Below are 16,928 nucleotides of genomic sequence, written 5' to 3' on the forward strand. Positions count from 1 at the left end.
ACACCCTCAAGGTGCCCGGCCCGCCCGCGCTCATGCGCTTCAGCCTTCGTCGCCCACCGTGGCGGGGGCCTTCTTGGCCGTGCTCTTGCGCGCGGTGGTCTTCTTCGCCGCGGGCTTCTCCCCGGAGTCGGACGCCTCGGCGGCGGCCGGCTCGGCGGCGGCCGGCTCGGCCTCGGGCTTCGGCTCGACGGCCACGGCGATCTCGACGATCTCCTCGGAGACCTCGCCCCGCCACGCCCGGACGGCCTGCTCGCCGTGCTCGGCGACCTTGTCGTACGTCTCCTTGGCGCGGACCGCGTACTCCGCGGCCACGCCGACGCCGCGCAGCGCCAGGTCCTGCGCGGTCTCCCCGAGCTTCTTCGGGTCGATCGCGCCGAGCACCTCGGCGACCTTGGCGGTGACCGCCTCCTGCGCCTCCTTGGCCGCCGCAGCGGCCTTCTCCTGCACGACCTTGGGGTCGGTGTTCTTCACGGCCTCGATGCGCGCCGGGGCTTCGGCACGCAGCTGCTCGATGATCCCCGGCACCTTCTTGGCCTGCTGAACGGCCAGGTCGGCGGTGCCGGCGGCGAAGTAGAGGGGGGTCGGGTCGGTGAGGGTCTTCTTCAGGTCATCGGCGATGGCCATGTGCTGGTCCTCCCGGATCAAGTTCAGTTCGTTGACGACGGCTTCTCGCCGGCGGGCGCGTCGGGTGCACCGGTTACGTCCGGTCCACCGGCTGCATCGGGCACGTCGGGCGCATCGAGCGCGTTCTCCTTGCGGAACGACTCGTAGATCTGGAGCAGCACCTGCTTCTGCCGCTCGTTGATGGACGGGTCGGCGAGGATGACGGCCCGCGTCTCCACCTCGTCCCGGTCCCGCTCATCCAGGATTCCGGCCTGCACGTACAGCGTCTCCGCGGAGATCCGCAGCGCCTTGGCCAGCTGCTGGAGGATGTCCGCGCTCGGCTTGCGCAGCCCGCGCTCGATCTGGCTCAGGTACGGATTCGACACCCCCGCCGCCTCGGCCAGCTGCCGCAGCGAAAGCTGGGCCTGCCGACGCTGCTCACGGAGGTACTCGCCGAGGTTTCCGACGTTGAGCGATGCCATGCCCCGATCCTGCCCCACTCTGCTAACTATTGCAAGCGCCTGCTTGCAACATCTCCCACCGATGACCTTCGGCTCCCTCGTCGAAGCGGAGCCCGGGGCGGGTCCAGAGGGTGAGGTCGCTGCTGGTGGCGACCGCCAGGGTCAGCCCGGAGGGAGAGAAACCGGCTGCGCGGAGTTCTGAGTACTCGGAGTGGAAGATGTGCCACCACGTTTCTCCCGCCGGGCCTTTGCGGGATCCGCCGTCCGCCGAGAGGATGACCCGGTCGTGGGGCCACTCGGGGCTGACGACATCCAGGGTCCAGCCGTCCGGAGTGGTGCTGTGCAGGCCGCCGCCGAAGAGCCCCGCGATGCGCACCGGCGTGCCCTCGATGGGGCCGAGGCCGGGGCAGGTGAGCTCCGGGGACGCGTCCGGCGTGCTGGTGTCCGGGTCCGGGTCGCGGTTACGGGCGACCCGCTCGCCGGTGACGGCGTCGAAGAGTCCGTGGCCCGCGCCGGACACGACCATGACGAGGTCGTGCCCGCTGCCGGGATGGACGGCGAAGCCCACGCCGAGCAGACCGCCGATGGGGATCCTGTGGTCCGGCACCCGCTGCCACGGCCGCGGGGCCGGCATGACGGGGGCGGCGATGTAGCGCTCGCGCAGCTTCTGCTGGTACTCCGTGATCAACTCGTCTCCTCGGGGGTGTCGGGCACGGGGCGGCTGTCAGAGCACCGTGCCATGCTGGTGTGGTGACCTTGGAGGACCTGGTACGGCTGCGCCGCGCCCGGGACGTGATGGACCGCGACTACGCGCTGCCGCTCGACGTCCCGGCGCTGGCCAAGGTCGCCCTCATGTCGTCCGGGCACTTTTCGCGCAGCTTCCGCGCCGCCTACGGCGAAACCCCGTACTCCTACCTGATGACCCGCCGCGTCGAGCGGGCGAAGGCGCTGCTGCGGCGCGGCGACATGAGCGTGACCGACGTCTGCTTCGCGGTCGGCTGCACCTCGCTCGGGTCGTTCAGCTCGCGCTTCACCGAGCTGGTCGGTGAGACCCCGAGCGCCTACCGGGCCCGCCCCCACGAGGCGGGCGCCCCCATCCCGGCGTGCGTCGCCAAGGTGCTCACCCGACCGGTCAGGAACAGGGCGGGGAAGGACGGGCCGTCGGTCAGCATCGGAGAAGCGGGTTCCGCTGCCGTCTCGTAGCGTCGAGGGCATGGACATCAAGCTTTCGACCTGCTTCCTCGCCGTCGACGACCACGACAAGGCCCTCGCCTTCTACCGCGACGCCCTCGGGCTGGAGGTGCGCAACGACGTCGGCTTCGAGGGGATGCGCTGGGTGACCGTCGGCTCCCCGTCGCAGCCGGACGTGGAGATCGTCCTCGAGCCGCCGCTCGCCGATCCCAACGCCTCCCCCGCCGACCGGCAGGCGATGGCCGAACTGCTGGCCAAGGGCCAGCTGCGCGGCGTGATCTTCTCGACGGACGACGTGGACGCCACCTTCGAACGGATCCGGGCGGCGGGCGGCGAAGTCCTCCAGGAGCCGGTCGACCAGCCCTACGGCGTCCGCGACTGCGCCTTCCGCGACCCCTCCGGCAACATGCTCCGCTTCAACCAGCCCCGCAAGCGGTAAGCCCGGCGGGGCCGAGCTCAGCGCGCGGCGATCACCACCGTCGCGTACAGCTCCTCCGAGGTGGCCACCCGGGTCTCCAGGCCCGCCGCGGCCAGGGCCGACGCGGTCGACGGGCACTGGCGCTCGCTCGTCTCGATCAGCAGGTGCCCGCCCGGGGCGAGCCAGGCCCGGGCCTCCGCCGCCACCCGGCGGTGGACGTCCAGGCCGTCCGTGCCGCCGTCCAGGGACACCAGCGGCTCGTGGTCCCGGGCCTCGGAGGGCATGAAGCCGATCTCCTCCGTCGGCACGTACGGGGCGTTGACCACCAGCACGTCCACCCGCCCCCGCAGCGACGCCGGGAGCGGGGCGTACAGGTCGCCCTCCCACACGGTGCCGCCGTACGGGGCCACGTTGCGCCGCGCGTACGCGAGCGCCGCCGGGTCGACGTCCGCCGCGTGCAGTTCCACCCCGCCCGGCACCCGCGCCGCGACCGCCGCGCCCAGGGCGCCGACCCCGCAGCACAGGTCCAGCACCACCGCGGCGGGCCGGGCCAGCGCCACCGCCTGCGCCACCAGGAACTCGCTGCGCCTGCGCGGTACGAAGGCCCCCGCGCCCACGTCCACGCGCAGCCCGCAGAACTCCGCCCAGCCCACCACGTGTTCCAGCGGTTCGCCGCCGGCCCGGCGGGCCAGCAGCTGCGCCAGGTGGCCCTCGTCCCGCGCGGCGGCGCGCAGCAGGTCCGCCTCCTCCTCCGCGAAGACGCAGCCCGCCGCGCGCAGTTGTTCCACCAGGTTCGTCAAATGGCTCATTCCTCGGTTCTCTTGCACACCGGTGCAAGTGTGCACGTCAGAAGACGTCCGGGCACCACGGCCGGCGCGCCGTACGGAACACCGCGTCGGCCAGCGCCAGCGCGCCCGGCCGCAGCTCGGCCACCCGCCCCAGCGCACCCAGCCGCACCGCGGATTCGTCGCCGAGGTACAGGGAGCCCAGCGCGGACACGTCCAGCCGCAGGTCCGCCGGGTCTCCGGTGCGCTCGCACGCGCCGGTCCCCGCGTCGAGCCGGTAGCGGCCGTCCGCGAGCCCCGCCGCGTCCGCGACCTCGAGTACGAGCACTCCCGGTACGGCGTACGTCCGCGCGCGCAGCGCCCGTACGACGTCCAGCAGCCGCACCCACAGGAAGTCCGCCGAGGTCAGCGGCCGGGCGGACCGCGGGTCGGGCAGGAGCTGCGTGACGAGGTCGTCGGGGGCCCGGCCGCCGGTGCGGACCTTCAGCACCCAGTCGATGGAGCACAGGAAGTGCCACAGCGCCCGCTCCGCGTCCGGCGTGACCGCGATCAGGTCCTTGACCTGAACGGTGTTCAGCGGAACCTTCGCATCCGTCCAGTGGTCGTCGGCGGTGTAGACGGCCAGCCCGGCCACCTCGCCCGCCGCCGTCCGGTACACGGCGTGGAACTTCTCCCGGTACGGGCTGTGCGACATCTCCTCCAGGCCGGTCGCCAGGCTCCACCAGCGCTCGTCCCGGTTCACCGCCCCGGGCGTCATCGCGCGCAGCCGCTCGTGCAGCCGCGGCCCCGCCTCCCGGACCGCGGCCGCGTCCACGAGCTCGATCCGGCCGCCGTCCGCGGGCCCCGACCAGCGCCGGTCGAGTCCGGTGCGCGGTACGTCGATCTCCCATTCCGAGATCGAGGCGGCGGGCCCGTACCCGTACCGCCCGTAGATCGGGTATTCGGCGGAGATCAGGGTGGACAGCACGTCCCCGCGGGCGCGGGCGGCGGCGAGTTCCGCGGCCATCATCCGGGTCAGCAGGCCCTGGCGGCGGTGCGTGGGCAGCACGGTGACGTTCGAGACGGCGCTGGCCGCGACGGCAGCCCCGCCCGGGACGGTCAGCCGCTGGTCGAAGGAGCGGAAGGTCGCCACGCAGCGGCCGGTCCCGGCGTCGAAGGCTCCCTGGGTCCGGGCGAGGTCGGTGCACTTGGCGCGCTGGGCGACGTCGGACTCCGTCACCCGGGCCGGGGTCAGGAACCCCGCCCTCATGGTCTGCATCCACTCGGCGAGTTCGGACGCGGCGATCGGCCGCACATCAGCACTCATGACAGGCCACGCTAATCGCCCGTCCGCCACGCGTCGCCCGGTTTTCCGGCGGCCCCGCGGCCCGGGGTGCGGCTCAGGCCAGCAGGTCGTCCACCTGCGCCTCGCCCTCCCGGTACCGGCGGGTGATCTCCGCGCTGCACTCGTCCACGGTGCGCTGGAGCTGCTGGCGGCGCCGCGAGACCTGCTGCTCGTAGCGGACCAGCTTGCCCATCCCTTCGTAGAGTTCGCCGTCCGTGCGCGCGGCCAGGTCCGAGAGCTCCACGTCGGCCAGCATCTCGGCCGCCAGCAGCCGGTACTCCTCGCTGTGCGGGGTGCCGAGCGTGACGTGCCGGGCGGAGGCGCTGCGGCTGGAGGGCGCGTCGGCGAGGATCTCGGACAGCCGGTCCACCACCGGCGCCTCGGGGTCGGTGCGCCGGGCCAGCTCGGCCCGCAGGATGTCGATGCGGCCCTGCAGCAGGCGGCGTACGTAGCTCAGGTCGGCCTCGTCGCGCTGCGCGTCACGGCGCAGCGTGCGCAGTTCCGGCAGTCCGAGGGCGCTGGTCGGCGCACCGGCCGGGGCCGCGCTGTCGGAGGTGCGCTGCGCGGGCGGTCGTACCGCGGCAGCGACGGCGGGCAGAGACGACGTGGCAGCGGGTGATGCAGGTACGGAGGTACCAGAAGTATTCATACGAACGAGTCCGTCCCCTCGACCGGTGCGGCGCACCCGCACCGCCTGCGTGCATGGTGCCACTCTCCGTGGCCCCGATGCAGTCCCACTCCACCCGATCGGCCCCGGACGGGTGCACGCCTGGTACACAGGTGGTATGCGAGCTGTGGTGCAGAGGGTGGACGGCGCGAGCGTCGTCGTGGACGGCGAGACCGTGGGCGAGATCGTCGGCGAGGGGCTGTGCGTGCTGGTCGGGGTGACCCACGACGACACTCCGGAGAAGGCGGCGGTGCTGGCCCGCAAGCTGTGGTCGGTGCGGATCCTGGAGGCGGAGAAGTCCTGCAGCGACGTGAACGCCCCGCTGCTGGTGATCTCCCAGTTCACGCTCTACGGAGACGCCCGCAAGGGCCGCCGCCCCACCTGGAACGCGGCCGCGCCCGGACCGGTGGCCGAGCCGCTGGTCGACGAGGTCGTGGCGCAGCTGCGGGCGCTGGGTGCGACGGTGGAGACGGGCCGCTTCGGGGCGGACATGCGGGTCTCGCTGACCAACCACGGGCCGTTCACCATCGTCATCGACGTCTAGACCGTCCGGACGGCCTGGACTGTCCGGACCGTCCGGACACCGTGGCCGCGCGTCACGGCGCTACGACGACCTCCTGCGCGGCGGCCGTCTTGCCGACCAGCAGCGGCGCGTCCACCGGGACGTTCCGCTTGACCAGCGCGAGCGCGATCGGGCCCAGCTCGTGGTGGCGGACGGCCGTGGTCACGAAGCCCAGCTGCCGGCCCTCCTCCCCGTCGGCGGCGAGCCGGACGGGCGCGCCGTGCGCCGGGAGGACCACCTCGGAGCCGTCCAGGTGCAGGAAGACCAGCCGGCGCGGCGGCTTCCCCAGGTTGTGGACGCGGGCCACCGTCTCCTGGCCGCGGTAGCAGCCCTTCTGCAGGTGCACGGCGGTGCCGATCCAGCCGAGCTCGTGCGGGATGGTGCGGTGGTCGGTCTCCAGGCCGAGCCGCGGCCGGTGCGCCTCGACGCGCAGGGCCTCGTAGGCCAGCAGGCCGGCGGCGGGGCCGTGGGTGGCGGCGAAGGCCTCCAGTCCGGTGCGCGGCAGGAAGACGTCGCGGCCGTGCGGGGTCTCCCGTACGACGTACTCCTCGGCGACCTCGGCGATGGAGCCGGCCGGCAGGTGCACGACCGCGAACTCCTCGGTGCGGTCGGCGACTTCGACGCGGTAGAAGAACTTCATGGACTCCAGGTAGGCGATCAGCTCGCCCTGGGTGCCCGGCTCCACGTGCGCCCACGTGGTCTCGCCGTCGTCGACGAGGTACAGGGCGTGCTCGATGTGGCCGTTGGCGGAGAGGATCAGCGCCTCGGTGGCCTGCCCGGCCGGCAGCTCGGTGACGTGCTGGGTGAGCAGCAGGTGCAGCCAGCTCAGCCGTTCCGGTCCGGTCACGGTGACGACCCCGCGGTGCGAGAGGTCGACGAAGCCGCGGCCGTCCGCGAGGGCGCGCTGTTCGCCGTACAGCTCGCCGTAGTGGGCGGCGACGCCCTCGTCGGGGCCTTCGGCCTGCACGGCGCCGGGGAGATGGAGCAAGGGGCTGCTGGTCATGGGACCAAGCGTACGACTCGGCTACGCGCGCCCGGCACGGTGTGTGGCGGCGCACTTCTTGCACAGGCCGAAGATCGCGAAGTGCTTCATGTCGGTCTCGAAACCGAAGGTGTCGCGGAGCTTGGCGGTGAACTCGGAGGCGATGTCCACATCGGCCTCGATGACGTCGTTGCAGTCGCGGCAGACCAGGTGGATGTGGTGGTGCCGGTCGGCGAGGTGGTACGTGGGCGCGCCGTGCCCGAGGTGGGCGTGCGAGACGAGCTTCAGCTCCTCCAGCAGCTCCAGCGTGCGGTAGACGGTGGAGATGTTGACGCCGGAGGCGGTCTTGCGGACTTCGGCGAGGATCTCGTCCGGGCTGGCGTGCTCCAGGGCGTCGACTGCCTCCAGCACGAGCTGGCGCTGCGGTGTCAGGCGGTATCCGCGCTGGCGCAGGTCGGTCTTCCAGTCGACGCCTTCGGCGCGCCCGGCGTCGCCCTCGGCCCTCTCGGTGCTCACCACCCGGCCAGTGTAAGCGCGGGAAGGGGACCGCAGGGCTGCCCGCGGTCCCCTTCCCGTCTGCCTGGTGTCAGCGGAAGAAGGCGATGCCGTCGTCCGGCATGTCCGGGAGGTTGCGCGCCATCTCGGCGACCTCTTCGGGGGTGACGACCTTCTTGAGCTGGGCCGACATGTACGGGCGCAGCTCCACCTCCGGAGTGGCCTTCTCACCGACCCACATCAGGTCGCTCTTCACGTAGCCGTAGAGCCGCTTGCCGCCGCTGTACGGGCCGGAGGCCGCGGTGCGCGCGACGGCGTCGGTGGCCAGGTCGATCTGGGGCTTCTGGTCGGCGAGCTCGCCGTACCAGACCTCGACGACGCCCTGGTCGCGGACCATGACGATCTCGACCTTGCGGTCCTTGTCGATGCGCCAGTAACCCGACTCGGACTCCAGCGGCCGCACCTTGTTGCCCTCGGCGTCGAGGACCCAGGTGTGGGAGGTGTAGTGCAGGAAGTCCCGGCCGTCGTGGCTGAACGCGACCTCCTGGCCGAAGTTGCACTTCTCCTCGCCCGGGAAGTCGAAGACTCCCGCCCCCTCCCAGTTGCCGAGGAGGAAGGCGAGAGGGACGAGGCCGGGGTTCAGGTCGGACGGGATCTGGATCATGGATGGCTGCTCAGGCGATCTGTGGGAGGGGTTCCGGGGCGGTCGGCGGGGCGGACGCTCAGCGCTGACCCTGGTACAGCTTCTTGACGGCCAGGACGGTGAAGGCCATGACGCCGACGCAGACCAGGACCAGCAGGGAGGTGAAGACTGCCTCAAGCACGGGGTGCTCCTCGGAGGATTCGTTTGGGTCCCCACGGACGGAGTCCGGGGAGGGTAGGGCCGGACCCCAAGCCTACTGGCCCGGGGACCGGCCCACTCTGTGAGGTCGGCGGAACCGGCCCTCAGCCGAGCAGCTGGCTCTGGAGGATCACCGTCTGGTGGAAGGGGATGATCGGCAGCCCGCCCTTGCGGGACTGGACGATCACTCCCTGGACGTCACCCATCTGCAGGCAGCCGAAGCGGACCTGCTCGTCCCCGAAGGGCTTGGCCTCCTCGTAGAGGCTGAAATCGCTGGAGCTGAGGGTGCCCGACCCGGCGAAGCCGGAGCTGCCGGCGGTGCTGAACTGCTCCGTCTTGACCTTGCTCCACGACAAGTCGACCGAAAGCGAGTCGGCGCCGGTCAGCCGGGTGTTGATGCCGCAGCCGCGGAAGGTGTCGACGAAGCTGGAGGAGTGGAAGCGCAGCAGGTAGACGCGGGTCCGCGTGCCGTCGGGCATGGTCCAGGACCGGCCGGTGATCTGACGCAGCCCCTCGTACTCGAAACCCTCCTTGAGCTTCGGCCGGTCGTCGGGGGCGTACTCCTCCAGGAAGGCGTCCGGCTCCACCTTCCCGTCCTTGTCGGCCTTGACGACGCCGTCGGGCCGGGACCCCTCGGGGGCGGGGAGCAGCAGGCCGCTCAGGGCGGCGTAGTGCGTGCCGTCCGGGTTGTCCGTGGCGCCGGGCAGCGGGGCTCCGGCCGGCAGCTCGGGCTTGGCCAGCTCCGGGTAGGTCCAGCGGCCGTCGGGCAGCGTGGACAGCCCGGGGATCTTGGTCCGCTCCGGCTGGACGACTCCGTACGCGGTGCCGGCGCCGACGGCGGCGAAAACGAGGACGGCGGCGGTCCACCGCAGCGCGGCGAAGAGCTTCCGGCGGTCCTTCGGCGCGGCCGGCACCGGCTCGGGGGCCGGCTCGGCCACGAGTTCCGGCGCGGGGGCGGGCTCGGCCATGAGGTCCCGCCCCGCATCGGGTGCGGCGTCGGTGGTGTTCTGCTCGGTCACACGGACTCCCCGGGGGACTTCAGGTGGTTCAGCTGCTTCGTGAACAGATCGACGGCGGTCTTCACATCGAACCGGGGCCGGGGACCGTACGAACGGAAGCTCACCAGCACGTCGCCCTCGGCGGCCACACAGTCGAGGGATTCGATCGTCTCGGGCTTCGACGCGCCGGACCGTTCCTCGACGATGTCCAGCAGCACGCACTTGGCCTGCGGGAACCCTTCGACGGCGGGCGCCTGGTTCTTCTTCTCGCCCAGCGCCACGAGGACGTCGAGGAGCTTCTTGTTGAGGTCCGCGAACTTGACGAGTGCCTGCGGGTCCGCCTGCATGAGCTCGATCTCGATGACCGGGCCGGCGTAAGAGAGGGTGTAGCTGCGGCCGGCCACGCCCTTGAGCTTCAGCTCGGCCACGGCCTTGTCCCGCTCAGCGCGCTCGGCGGCGGACAGCCCCGTACGGGAGTCCTTCACGGCCTGGACCGCGCGCTCGCCCGACACGTAGAAGTCGTTGCCCTCGTCGTCCAGGTCGGGACCCAGCTCGTAGCTCGCGGGGACCGGCAGCAGCTTGCCCGTGAGCTCGTTGGGCGGCACGGTCGGCACCGGGGTCGCCGAGGCGGTCGGCCGGGGGCCTTCCGGTACCCAGTAGCGCGTCGGGGAGGTCCGGTCGGCCTGGTCGATCCTGCCGGCGGCCCAGAACCCGGCGCCCGCGAGGACGGCCAGGCAGAGCCCGCCCGCGACGAGGGCCACCGTCCTGCGGTTCACCCTGCGCGGCGGGCGCGCGGAGACCGGTGCGTCCTTCTCCAGTGCCGGACCGGTCACGGGGTCGTTCTGCTGCTCGGTCACAGCCGCTCCATCTGTCGCTTGGCCAGATCGGTGATCTCGCCCTGGGTGACGTCACCCCGGTTGTTCGTGAGCTCGACGTCCATGACGATGTCCCCGCGCCGCACGATGGCCCGGGCTTGGCGCAGCGGGTGGTACCCCGCCTTCGTCTGCGGCTTGTAGATCCAGGCGCGGCCGTAGCCGTCCGGTACGCCGGGCAGCGCGAAGCCGTCGTTGCCCGCGCGCTTCTCCTCGGCCTGGTACGAAGACTGCCCCTCCTGGTATTCCTGGGCCGAGTGCTGGTCCTGGAACTGGAGCAGCCGGATCTCGATGAAGTCGTGCTCGCCCTGCTGCCAGCCCGCCGTGGCGATCCGTCGCACGTCCTGGGCGATGGCGTCGAAGCCGCGGTCGGGGGACTCGTAGTAGTCCGCCGCGAACGTGCCCACCGACTCGTAACCGGAGTAGCCGTCCTTCGCGCCGCCCGGGGCCTCCAGCAGCTTCTTGGCGAGGTCCTCCTCCGCCTTGTCCCACCGGTTGGCGTTGATGGAGCGACGGCTGGTCGCCTCGTTCGGCGCGACGGGCATCGGCATGGCCAGCTTCTGCTGGGCCAGCGGCGGCAGCGGGGTCGGTTCGCGGTGGTACTGGACCGCGTAGCCGGTGATCGTGCCGGCGAGGACGCCGAGGACGGCCGCGCCCGCGATCAGGAGGGTGGTGCGGCCGCGGCGGCGGCGCGGGGCGGGAGCAGCCTCGGAGGGCTCGACGGCCAGGTCCGGCGTGTCCGATTCCGGGCTGGTCTCCTCCTCTTTCCGCTGCTCAGGGATGGTCTGTTCGTGTTCCAAAGGGAGTCCCCCCACAGGACTGGAGGCGCGGGCTGATTACCCGCGCGTACCCATGACCCGCACCGGAGGGGAGCAGTTGTATGAATGCTTATTACATTCTTATCTCGCCGGGTTTCAGTCCTCGGGACGCCGTTTTCCGTCCAGTTCGTCCCACCACTCGTCGGACTTCGGGTCTCCCGAGGGGTCGTCCCACCAGCGGTCGTCCGGGCCGCGCCGGTTCGCGATCACCGCGGCGACCGGCGGGATGACCATGGCGACGAGGCACAGCGCCACGGCGGCCTCGACCGACCACAGGCGCACGAAGGACCAGGCGGAGACGAAGAGGAAAAGGCATCCGCCCATGAGGAGGAGGTACACGCGTCGGCGCCTCGCGTACATGCCTCCAGCGTAAGGACGTAACAGCAAACGGGTGAAGTGGCCACGCGCCCCGTGATGACGCCGTGCGCAGTGCGTTGCCGTACTGCCAGGAGTCCCTGGCGAGAAGCCACTCGACCGGAGAAACCGACTATGTTCATGCACACGCTGAGGCGCCGGATGTCAGCCCTGGGGGCCGTCCTCGCACTGAGCATCGCCCTGCCGCTCACCGGGGCCACCCCGGCATACGCCCAGCCGCAGCTCAGTGTCACAAAGACGCATGTGGGGGATTTCGTTCGCGGCGGGCAGGGGACCTACCACTTCAGGTTCGCCAACACCGGGGACGCGACCACCGGCACAGTGCGCGCCACGGACCAGTATCCGCAGGGACTCACCTTCGCATCGATCAACAACGTCGATGTCACCAACGGCGTCACCATTGACTGTCCAGGGATCCTCGACAATCCGACAGTCCTCGTCTGCGACATGACCTTCCCCGCCAATAGCTCCATCCAGTTCGACATCACCTTGGATGTCGCGCCTGACGCTCCCTGCGGCATCGTCACCAACACGGTCACCATCAGCGAGCCCGAGGAAGGAATCCTGACCTCGGCGAGCGACCCCACCCGCATCACCGGCGATACCTGCCCCAACGGCAACGGCAACGGCAACGGCGGAGGCTCTATCCTCCCCGTCAACCTCAACGGGGTCCTCACGCTCTTCAACAACATCAGCACGAACAACAACCTGCACAGCCCCGAGGCGACCAACACCACCCACCAGAACCTCGGGATCAACGCGCCCTGACAGCAGACGGCGCGAAGGGCCGCACCCCGTTCCAGTGGCGTCCAACCCCCGGGGGTGCGGCCCTTCGGCCGGTCTGTCAGGCGATCACATGTGCGGTGATCAGACCGCGATCGCCACGTCCGTCACGCCGCCGGCCTCGGCGACCACGACCTTGCGGTCCGCCGTGCCGCCCGGGACGAGCGCGCGCAGCGTCCAGGAGCCGGTGGCCGCGTAGAAGCGGAACTGGCCGGTCGCCGAGGTCGGGACCTCGGCGGTGAACTCGCCGGTCGAGTCCAGCAGGCGGACGTAGCCGGACACCGGCTCGCCGCCCTTCGTGATCTGACCCTGGATCGCGGTCTCACCGGGCTTGAGCGTCGCGAGGTCGGGCCCGCCGATCTGTGCTCCACACATGTCTCTGTCCTGTCCTAGAGAGAAGTTCTGGTTCCTACGGGCGGCCTACGAGGCCCTGCGTGCCCGGCAGGGTTACTTGTTGGGGCCGAGCTCGATCGGCACGCCGACCAGCGAGCCGTACTCGGTCCACGACCCGTCGTAGTTCTTGACGTTCTCCTGGCCCAGGAGCTCGTGCAGCACGAACCACGTGAGCGCGGAGCGCTCACCGATGCGGCAGTAGGCGATGGTGTCCTTCGCCAGGTCGACCTGCTCCTCCTGGTAGAGGGCGGTCAGCTCCTCGTCGGACTTGAAGGTGCCGTCGTCGTTGGCGTTCTTCGACCACGGGATGTTGCGGGCGCTCGGCACGTGGCCGGGGCGCTGCGACTGCTCCTGCGGGAGGTGCGCCGGGGCGAGCAGCTTGCCGGAGAACTCGTCGGGCGAGCGCACGTCGACCAGGTTCAGGGAGCCGATCGCGGCCACGACGTCGTCGCGGAAGGCGCGGATCGAGGTGTCCTGCGGCTTGGCCTTGTACTGGGTGGCCGGGCGGTTCGGGACGTCCTTGCCGTCGACCAGGTCGCGGGAGTCGAGCTCCCACTTCTTGCGGCCGCCGTCGAGGAGCTTGACGTCCTGGTGGCCGTAGAGCTTGAAGTACCAGTAGGCGTAGGACGCGAACCAGTTGTTGTTGCCGCCGTAGAGGACGACGGTGTCGTCGTTGGAGATGCCCTTGGCGGAGAGGAGCTTCTCGAAGCCCTCCTGGTCCACGAAGTCGCGGCGGACCGGGTCCTGGAGGTCGGACTTCCAGTCGATCCGGATGGCGTTGGTGATGTGGTTCTTGTCGTAGGCGGACGTGTCCTCGTCCACCTCGACGATGACGACGTTGGCGTCGTTCAGGTGGGCCTCGACCCAGTCGGCGTCTACGAGGACGTCGCTGCGGCTCATGGTGTCTCCTCCGGGGCAGTGTGCGGCGGGGCTGTGCTGAGGTGCTGGCGGTGCTGAGGTGCTGAAGGTGCTGGCTGTGCTGCGCACCGGCCGGTTTGCGGCGGTGCGGGCGTGCGTACGTCCGGGTGCGCTCGCGGATCCGGTCCGGCGCGAGGATGGCGTCAGGGGATCAGGAGGCAGGTGCGGTCACGCGGGAAGGGCCGTCGTCCGGCGCTGGTGGAGCGGATGCGCTCACACGTCACATGGATCGACAGAGCATGGCGGCGACGCGACACAGGTCTACTGCCCGCCGCTTCGTGAGGTCCGCCTGCTGATGCTTCATAGCCATGGATCGTAGGGACGAAACGGCCGCCCTGTCACCGGTGTGTCATATTCCGAGACAGGATCGTCCGAATACTGGGATCGATGCTCTCCGGGCGGCCGCCGCGCCGCCCTCCGGAGCCCTCTCGGGGGCCCGTCCTTCTGCGGATCGGACCCTGCCGTCTCACGATCCGGCCAGCACCACGTCCGTGCCGCCCAGCGTCAGGTGCACACCGGCCTCGTCCGAGGTCAGGGCGGAGAGGTGCAGCCCGGCGGGCAGTCCGCCTTCGAGGTTGCGGTCGAAGTCGGTCTTGTTGCGGACCAGCTTCTCGACGCCGGGGATGCCCTCGCCCGGCACCTCGTCGGCGCGCACCCGGACGATCTTGCCGCCCTTGCCGTCCTTCGCGTCCTCGAGGGTGATGGTCGACACGACGCTGCGCTCCAGCGTCTTGCCGAAGACGTTCACCGCCGCGGTCACCCGGACCTTGCCCGGCGCCCCGCCGTAGGAGAGGGTCGCGCCGGTCTGCGATGCCGCGGTGAGGTCCGCGTACGTGATGAGGCCGGTACCCTCGGCCCGCTCCGCGGTGCCGCCGCTGTAATCCCCGTTCAGCTTCACGCCGCGGAAGGTGGCGTCGAGCTCGGAGAGCCGCGTCTTGCGGCCGTCCGCGGCCACTTCGACGCCCCGGAGCCGGAGGTCGACCCGGTCCAGATCATGGCTGAGCGCCTGGGTCAGGAACGGGAACCCGGAGATCTCCACCTCGGAGGTGCCGGCCAGTCCCTGCCGGGCCTGGATCCGGTCGGCCAGCCGGTTCTCGGCGTAGCTCACCGTCCACCGGTCGACCCCCACGAACAGGGCGCCCAGAACCACCCCGATGATCACGACGGCGCGCAGCAAACGCACGTGCCCTCCCCCTCCTAGTCGGTACGTGCGTTCTAGTGGACCATGCCCCGTGTCGGGCAGGGATCAGCTCACCACCCGGCCGATCAGGTACACGGCGGGCGCGGCGGCCGCGAGCGGCAGGGCGACACCGGCCGTCATGTGGACGAACTTCGACGGGTAGTCGTATGCCGCCACGCGCAGCCCGATCAGCGCGCACACCCCGGCCGTGAGGCCGAGCAGCGCCCCGCCGCCCACCCCGGTTCCGGCCAGCGGGCCGATTGCGATGCCCGCACCGGCGGCCGCGGCCAGCGAGACGCCGACCGAGGGCGCGGGCGGCAGCGGCAGCGCGCGGGCGAACACGGCGACCGCGACGGCGGCCGCGCCGACGGTGACGGCAGCGGTGTCCGCGGCCAGGTGGCCGGCGCAGGCGATCGCGAGGGCGGCGGAGGCCACCGAGGCCATCAGGCCGTACATCCGCTCGTCGGGATCGGCGTGACTGCGCAGCTGGAGGACGAGGGTGAGCAGCACCCAGGCTCCGAGGGTGCCGATGATCGCGCCGGGGCCGTACGCCTCGTCCACCGCGAGGACCGCCGCGTCGGCGACGAGGGCTCCGGCGAAGGCCACGGCGATGCCCTGCCGGGCGGGCCACATACCGTTGAGGCGGAACCAGCCGGCCGCGGTGAGCCCCTGGAGGGCGATCAGCGGCAGGAGCAGGGCGTACGGGCCGATGGCAGCGGCGACGGCCAGCAGCACGCCGAGGACGGCGGTCAGTATGGCCGGCTGCGGTCCGGGGTCGATGATCGGCGACAGGCCCTCCGCGCGGGCCTTGGCCGGGTCCACGGCGCGCAGGGTGTTGCCGCCGAGGGTGGGCGGGGAGTACTCCGGCGCCTCGCCGGCGGCTCCCGGCGGCGCGGGCAGTACGGGAGGTGCGGGAGGTACGGGCGCCTCGGCCGCCAGGGGCGCCACTGGCGGCAGGTACGCCGTCTGCTCGGCCGCGGGCTCCGCGGCGACGGGCGGCAGGTACGCCGTCTGCTCGGCCGCGGGCTCCGCGGCCTGGGGCGGCAGGTAGGCGGTGGTCTCGGCCCAGTCCGGGGCGGGCGCGGGGGCGGGGACGGCGGCCGGGGCCTCGTCGCGGAACCAGCCCTCGGGCACGGCCGGCTGCTGCGCGGGGCCCGCACCGGCGCCGGCACCGGGGTACGGCGGCAGGTACGCGGTCTGCTCGGCCGCCGGGGCCGGGGAGTGCGCCTGAGCCTGGGCCTGGGCCTGGGCCGACCAGTCCTGGGCCGGAGCCGGCGCCGGAACCTCGTCCCGGAACCAGCCCTCCGGCGCGACCGGCGCGGCCGGCCCGGCGGCCGGGGCCTCGTCGCGGAACCAGCCCTCCGGCGCGGCCGGCTGCCCCGGCACCCCGCCCAGCGGCGGATGCACCGGCTGGTACCCGGTGTCCCAGGTGTCGGACTGCCAGGTCTGCGTCCCGTACGGGTCCTGCTCCTGGTACTGCTGCTGCCGGTGCTGCTGCTGAAGGTGCTGCTGCTGCAGTTCGTACTGCTGCTGTTCGTACTGCTGCTGCTCGTACCGCTGCTGTTCCTCAGGCGTGCTCATCGGCTCCCGCTCACCCGCCCGCGAACGGCGGGAGCACCTCGACGGTGCCCCCCTCGCTCAGCAGGACGGAATCGTGCGGGCGCTTGCCCACAGGCTCGTCATTCACCAGGAAGGAGCAGCGCAGCAGGACCCGGGTCAGTTCCCCGGGGTGGCGTTCCCGCACGGCGTCGAGCGCCTCGGCCAGGGTGCGCGCCGAGTACGGCTCCTCCGCCGTCTCGGCCGCGGCCTTGGCCGCCGCCCAGTAGCGGATGGTTCCGTTTGCCACTGCAGCTCCTATCGTCGGCTCTCTACCGTCGGCCTCCATGATGACCCCTCCGCGCGCCCGCACCGCCGTGCCTCCGCGCGCCCCCGGGTGCGCCCCGGGGACCGGCGGTGGCGCCCGGCGGGCCGCTATCCGGTGAAACCGGGGCATAATCCCCCAGCTCCCCCCGCTGCCGCCGGAAGAAGCCCTCAGGTCAGGGGCGTGGCAGGAACCACAGAAGAGGACGCCGCGAGACCTCGGCCCGGAAAGCACCGGTGGGCTATTCTGCTGGCGAGAGGATCCGGGCAACGTTGCCCCCGGGTCCTTTTGTGCTTTCAGCACGTTGAACGACCCGAGAACAGTGGTATCCATCCGGGCCTCAGGGCGCGGGGCCCGTATGGAGACCAGCAGAGTCACCCGAGTCACCGTACGAAGCAGTA

23 protein-coding genes are annotated in these 16,928 nt (G+C 71.6%); 4 read left to right on the forward strand and 19 right to left on the reverse strand.

Annotated features, from left to right (window positions below):
• Window positions 1-39: 39 nt before the first annotated feature.
• Genes ACZ6I1_RS16130 through ACZ6I1_RS16140 form a run of 3 tightly spaced genes read right to left on the reverse strand, consistent with a single transcriptional unit; the run spans window position 40 to window position 1,752 of the window.
• Complete coding sequence (locus tag ACZ6I1_RS16130) at window positions 40-624, reverse strand: hypothetical protein (protein WP_469287535.1); 585 nt, start codon at window positions 622-624, stop codon at window positions 40-42.
• 23 nt (window positions 625-647) lie between these two features.
• Window positions 648-1,085 carry a helix-turn-helix domain-containing protein gene (locus ACZ6I1_RS16135; protein WP_469287537.1) on the reverse strand — a complete coding sequence of 146 codons (438 nt, stop codon included), beginning with the start codon at window positions 1,083-1,085 and terminating at the stop codon, window positions 648-650.
• Between the two features lie 22 nt (window positions 1,086-1,107).
• The gene (locus ACZ6I1_RS16140; protein ID WP_469287539.1) at window positions 1,108-1,752 is read right to left on the reverse strand and encodes a hypothetical protein; all 645 of its coding nucleotides are present in this window, start codon (window positions 1,750-1,752) and stop codon (window positions 1,108-1,110) included.
• Between the two features lie 62 nt (window positions 1,753-1,814).
• On the opposite strand from ACZ6I1_RS16140, the gene ACZ6I1_RS16145 reads away from it, so the two are divergent.
• On the forward strand, window positions 1,815-2,267 hold the full coding sequence (locus ACZ6I1_RS16145) for a helix-turn-helix transcriptional regulator (RefSeq protein ID WP_469287541.1): 453 nt from the start codon (window positions 1,815-1,817) through the stop codon (window positions 2,265-2,267).
• Window positions 2,268-2,277: 10 nt separating this feature from the next.
• Window positions 2,278-2,694 (forward strand): VOC family protein, encoded by a 417-nt coding sequence (locus ACZ6I1_RS16150; RefSeq protein WP_469287543.1) that lies wholly within the window; start codon window positions 2,278-2,280, stop codon window positions 2,692-2,694.
• Between the two features lie 17 nt (window positions 2,695-2,711).
• Here the strand turns inward: ACZ6I1_RS16150 and ACZ6I1_RS16155 are convergent, their stop codons facing one another.
• The 3 genes from ACZ6I1_RS16155 to ACZ6I1_RS16165 all read right to left on the reverse strand — a co-directional run bounded on the left by ACZ6I1_RS16155 (window position 2,712) and on the right by ACZ6I1_RS16165 (window position 5,431).
• A complete protein-coding gene (locus tag ACZ6I1_RS16155; RefSeq protein WP_469287545.1) occupies window positions 2,712-3,482 on the reverse strand; it encodes a putative protein N(5)-glutamine methyltransferase in 771 nt (256 codons plus the stop codon).
• 37 nt (window positions 3,483-3,519) lie between these two features.
• Window positions 3,520-4,764 carry a GNAT family N-acetyltransferase gene (locus tag ACZ6I1_RS16160; protein ID WP_469287547.1) on the reverse strand — a complete coding sequence of 415 codons (1,245 nt, stop codon included), beginning with the start codon at window positions 4,762-4,764 and terminating at the stop codon, window positions 3,520-3,522.
• 73 nt (window positions 4,765-4,837) lie between these two features.
• On the reverse strand, window positions 4,838-5,431 hold the full coding sequence (locus ACZ6I1_RS16165) for an RsiG family protein (protein ID WP_469287549.1): 594 nt from the start codon (window positions 5,429-5,431) through the stop codon (window positions 4,838-4,840).
• A 136-nt stretch (window positions 5,432-5,567) separates the two neighbouring features.
• On the opposite strand from ACZ6I1_RS16165, the gene dtd reads away from it, so the two are divergent.
• Window positions 5,568-5,993: a D-aminoacyl-tRNA deacylase gene (gene dtd / locus ACZ6I1_RS16170; protein WP_469287551.1), complete on the forward strand. Its 426-nt coding sequence runs from the start codon at window positions 5,568-5,570 to the stop codon at window positions 5,991-5,993.
• Window positions 5,994-6,045: 52 nt separating this feature from the next.
• Here the strand turns inward: dtd and ygfZ are convergent, their stop codons facing one another.
• From ygfZ to ACZ6I1_RS16205, 7 genes are all read right to left on the reverse strand, one after another.
• A complete protein-coding gene (gene ygfZ / locus ACZ6I1_RS16175) occupies window positions 6,046-7,014 on the reverse strand; it encodes a CAF17-like 4Fe-4S cluster assembly/insertion protein YgfZ (protein WP_469287553.1) in 969 nt (322 codons plus the stop codon).
• 21 nt (window positions 7,015-7,035) lie between these two features.
• Complete coding sequence (locus tag ACZ6I1_RS16180) at window positions 7,036-7,509, reverse strand: Fur family transcriptional regulator (RefSeq protein WP_469287555.1); 474 nt, start codon at window positions 7,507-7,509, stop codon at window positions 7,036-7,038.
• Between the two features lie 70 nt (window positions 7,510-7,579).
• Window positions 7,580-8,152, reverse strand: coding sequence for a heme-binding beta-barrel domain-containing protein (locus ACZ6I1_RS16185; protein WP_469287557.1), 573 nt, complete (start codon window positions 8,150-8,152; stop codon window positions 7,580-7,582).
• 281 nt (window positions 8,153-8,433) lie between these two features.
• Window positions 8,434-9,348 (reverse strand): hypothetical protein, encoded by a 915-nt coding sequence (locus ACZ6I1_RS16190; protein ID WP_469287559.1) that lies wholly within the window; start codon window positions 9,346-9,348, stop codon window positions 8,434-8,436.
• Window positions 9,345-10,184 carry a hypothetical protein gene (locus ACZ6I1_RS16195; protein ID WP_469287561.1) on the reverse strand — a complete coding sequence of 280 codons (840 nt, stop codon included), beginning with the start codon at window positions 10,182-10,184 and terminating at the stop codon, window positions 9,345-9,347. Before ACZ6I1_RS16195 ends, ACZ6I1_RS16190 begins: the two co-directional genes overlap by 4 nt.
• Complete coding sequence (locus tag ACZ6I1_RS16200) at window positions 10,181-10,999, reverse strand: hypothetical protein (RefSeq protein ID WP_469287563.1); 819 nt, start codon at window positions 10,997-10,999, stop codon at window positions 10,181-10,183. The genes ACZ6I1_RS16195 and ACZ6I1_RS16200 overlap by 4 nt, the downstream gene beginning before the upstream one ends.
• A 114-nt stretch (window positions 11,000-11,113) precedes the next feature.
• A complete protein-coding gene (locus ACZ6I1_RS16205) occupies window positions 11,114-11,377 on the reverse strand; it encodes a DUF3099 domain-containing protein (RefSeq protein WP_469287565.1) in 264 nt (87 codons plus the stop codon).
• A 129-nt stretch (window positions 11,378-11,506) separates the two neighbouring features.
• On the opposite strand from ACZ6I1_RS16205, the gene ACZ6I1_RS16210 reads away from it, so the two are divergent.
• On the forward strand, window positions 11,507-12,160 hold the full coding sequence (locus tag ACZ6I1_RS16210; protein ID WP_469287567.1) for a hypothetical protein: 654 nt from the start codon (window positions 11,507-11,509) through the stop codon (window positions 12,158-12,160).
• Between the two features lie 99 nt (window positions 12,161-12,259).
• On the opposite strand, the gene ACZ6I1_RS16215 is transcribed toward ACZ6I1_RS16210, so the two are convergent.
• The 6 genes from ACZ6I1_RS16215 to ACZ6I1_RS16240 all read right to left on the reverse strand — a co-directional run bounded on the left by ACZ6I1_RS16215 (window position 12,260) and on the right by ACZ6I1_RS16240 (window position 16,512).
• Entirely contained in the window at window positions 12,260-12,550 is a 291-nt protein-coding gene (locus tag ACZ6I1_RS16215; protein WP_446592335.1) for a DUF1416 domain-containing protein, read from the reverse strand.
• 72 nt (window positions 12,551-12,622) lie between these two features.
• Window positions 12,623-13,468 carry a sulfurtransferase gene (locus ACZ6I1_RS16220; RefSeq protein ID WP_469287569.1) on the reverse strand — a complete coding sequence of 282 codons (846 nt, stop codon included), beginning with the start codon at window positions 13,466-13,468 and terminating at the stop codon, window positions 12,623-12,625.
• A gap of 238 nt (window positions 13,469-13,706) precedes the next feature.
• On the reverse strand, window positions 13,707-13,796 hold the full coding sequence (locus ACZ6I1_RS16225; protein WP_350875872.1) for an Ms5788A family Cys-rich leader peptide: 90 nt from the start codon (window positions 13,794-13,796) through the stop codon (window positions 13,707-13,709).
• A gap of 156 nt (window positions 13,797-13,952) precedes the next feature.
• Window positions 13,953-14,669, reverse strand: a complete 717-nt coding sequence (locus ACZ6I1_RS16230) for an LmeA family phospholipid-binding protein (protein WP_469287571.1) — start codon at window positions 14,667-14,669, stop codon at window positions 13,953-13,955.
• A 63-nt stretch (window positions 14,670-14,732) separates the two neighbouring features.
• The gene (locus ACZ6I1_RS16235) at window positions 14,733-16,247 is read right to left on the reverse strand and encodes a hypothetical protein (protein WP_469287573.1); all 1,515 of its coding nucleotides are present in this window, start codon (window positions 16,245-16,247) and stop codon (window positions 14,733-14,735) included.
• Window positions 16,248-16,257: 10 nt separating this feature from the next.
• On the reverse strand, window positions 16,258-16,512 hold the full coding sequence (locus ACZ6I1_RS16240; RefSeq protein WP_446592331.1) for a MoaD/ThiS family protein: 255 nt from the start codon (window positions 16,510-16,512) through the stop codon (window positions 16,258-16,260).
• Window positions 16,513-16,928: the final 416 nt, after the last annotated feature.

Source organism: Streptomyces sp. NPDC046303 (assembly GCF_055588085.1).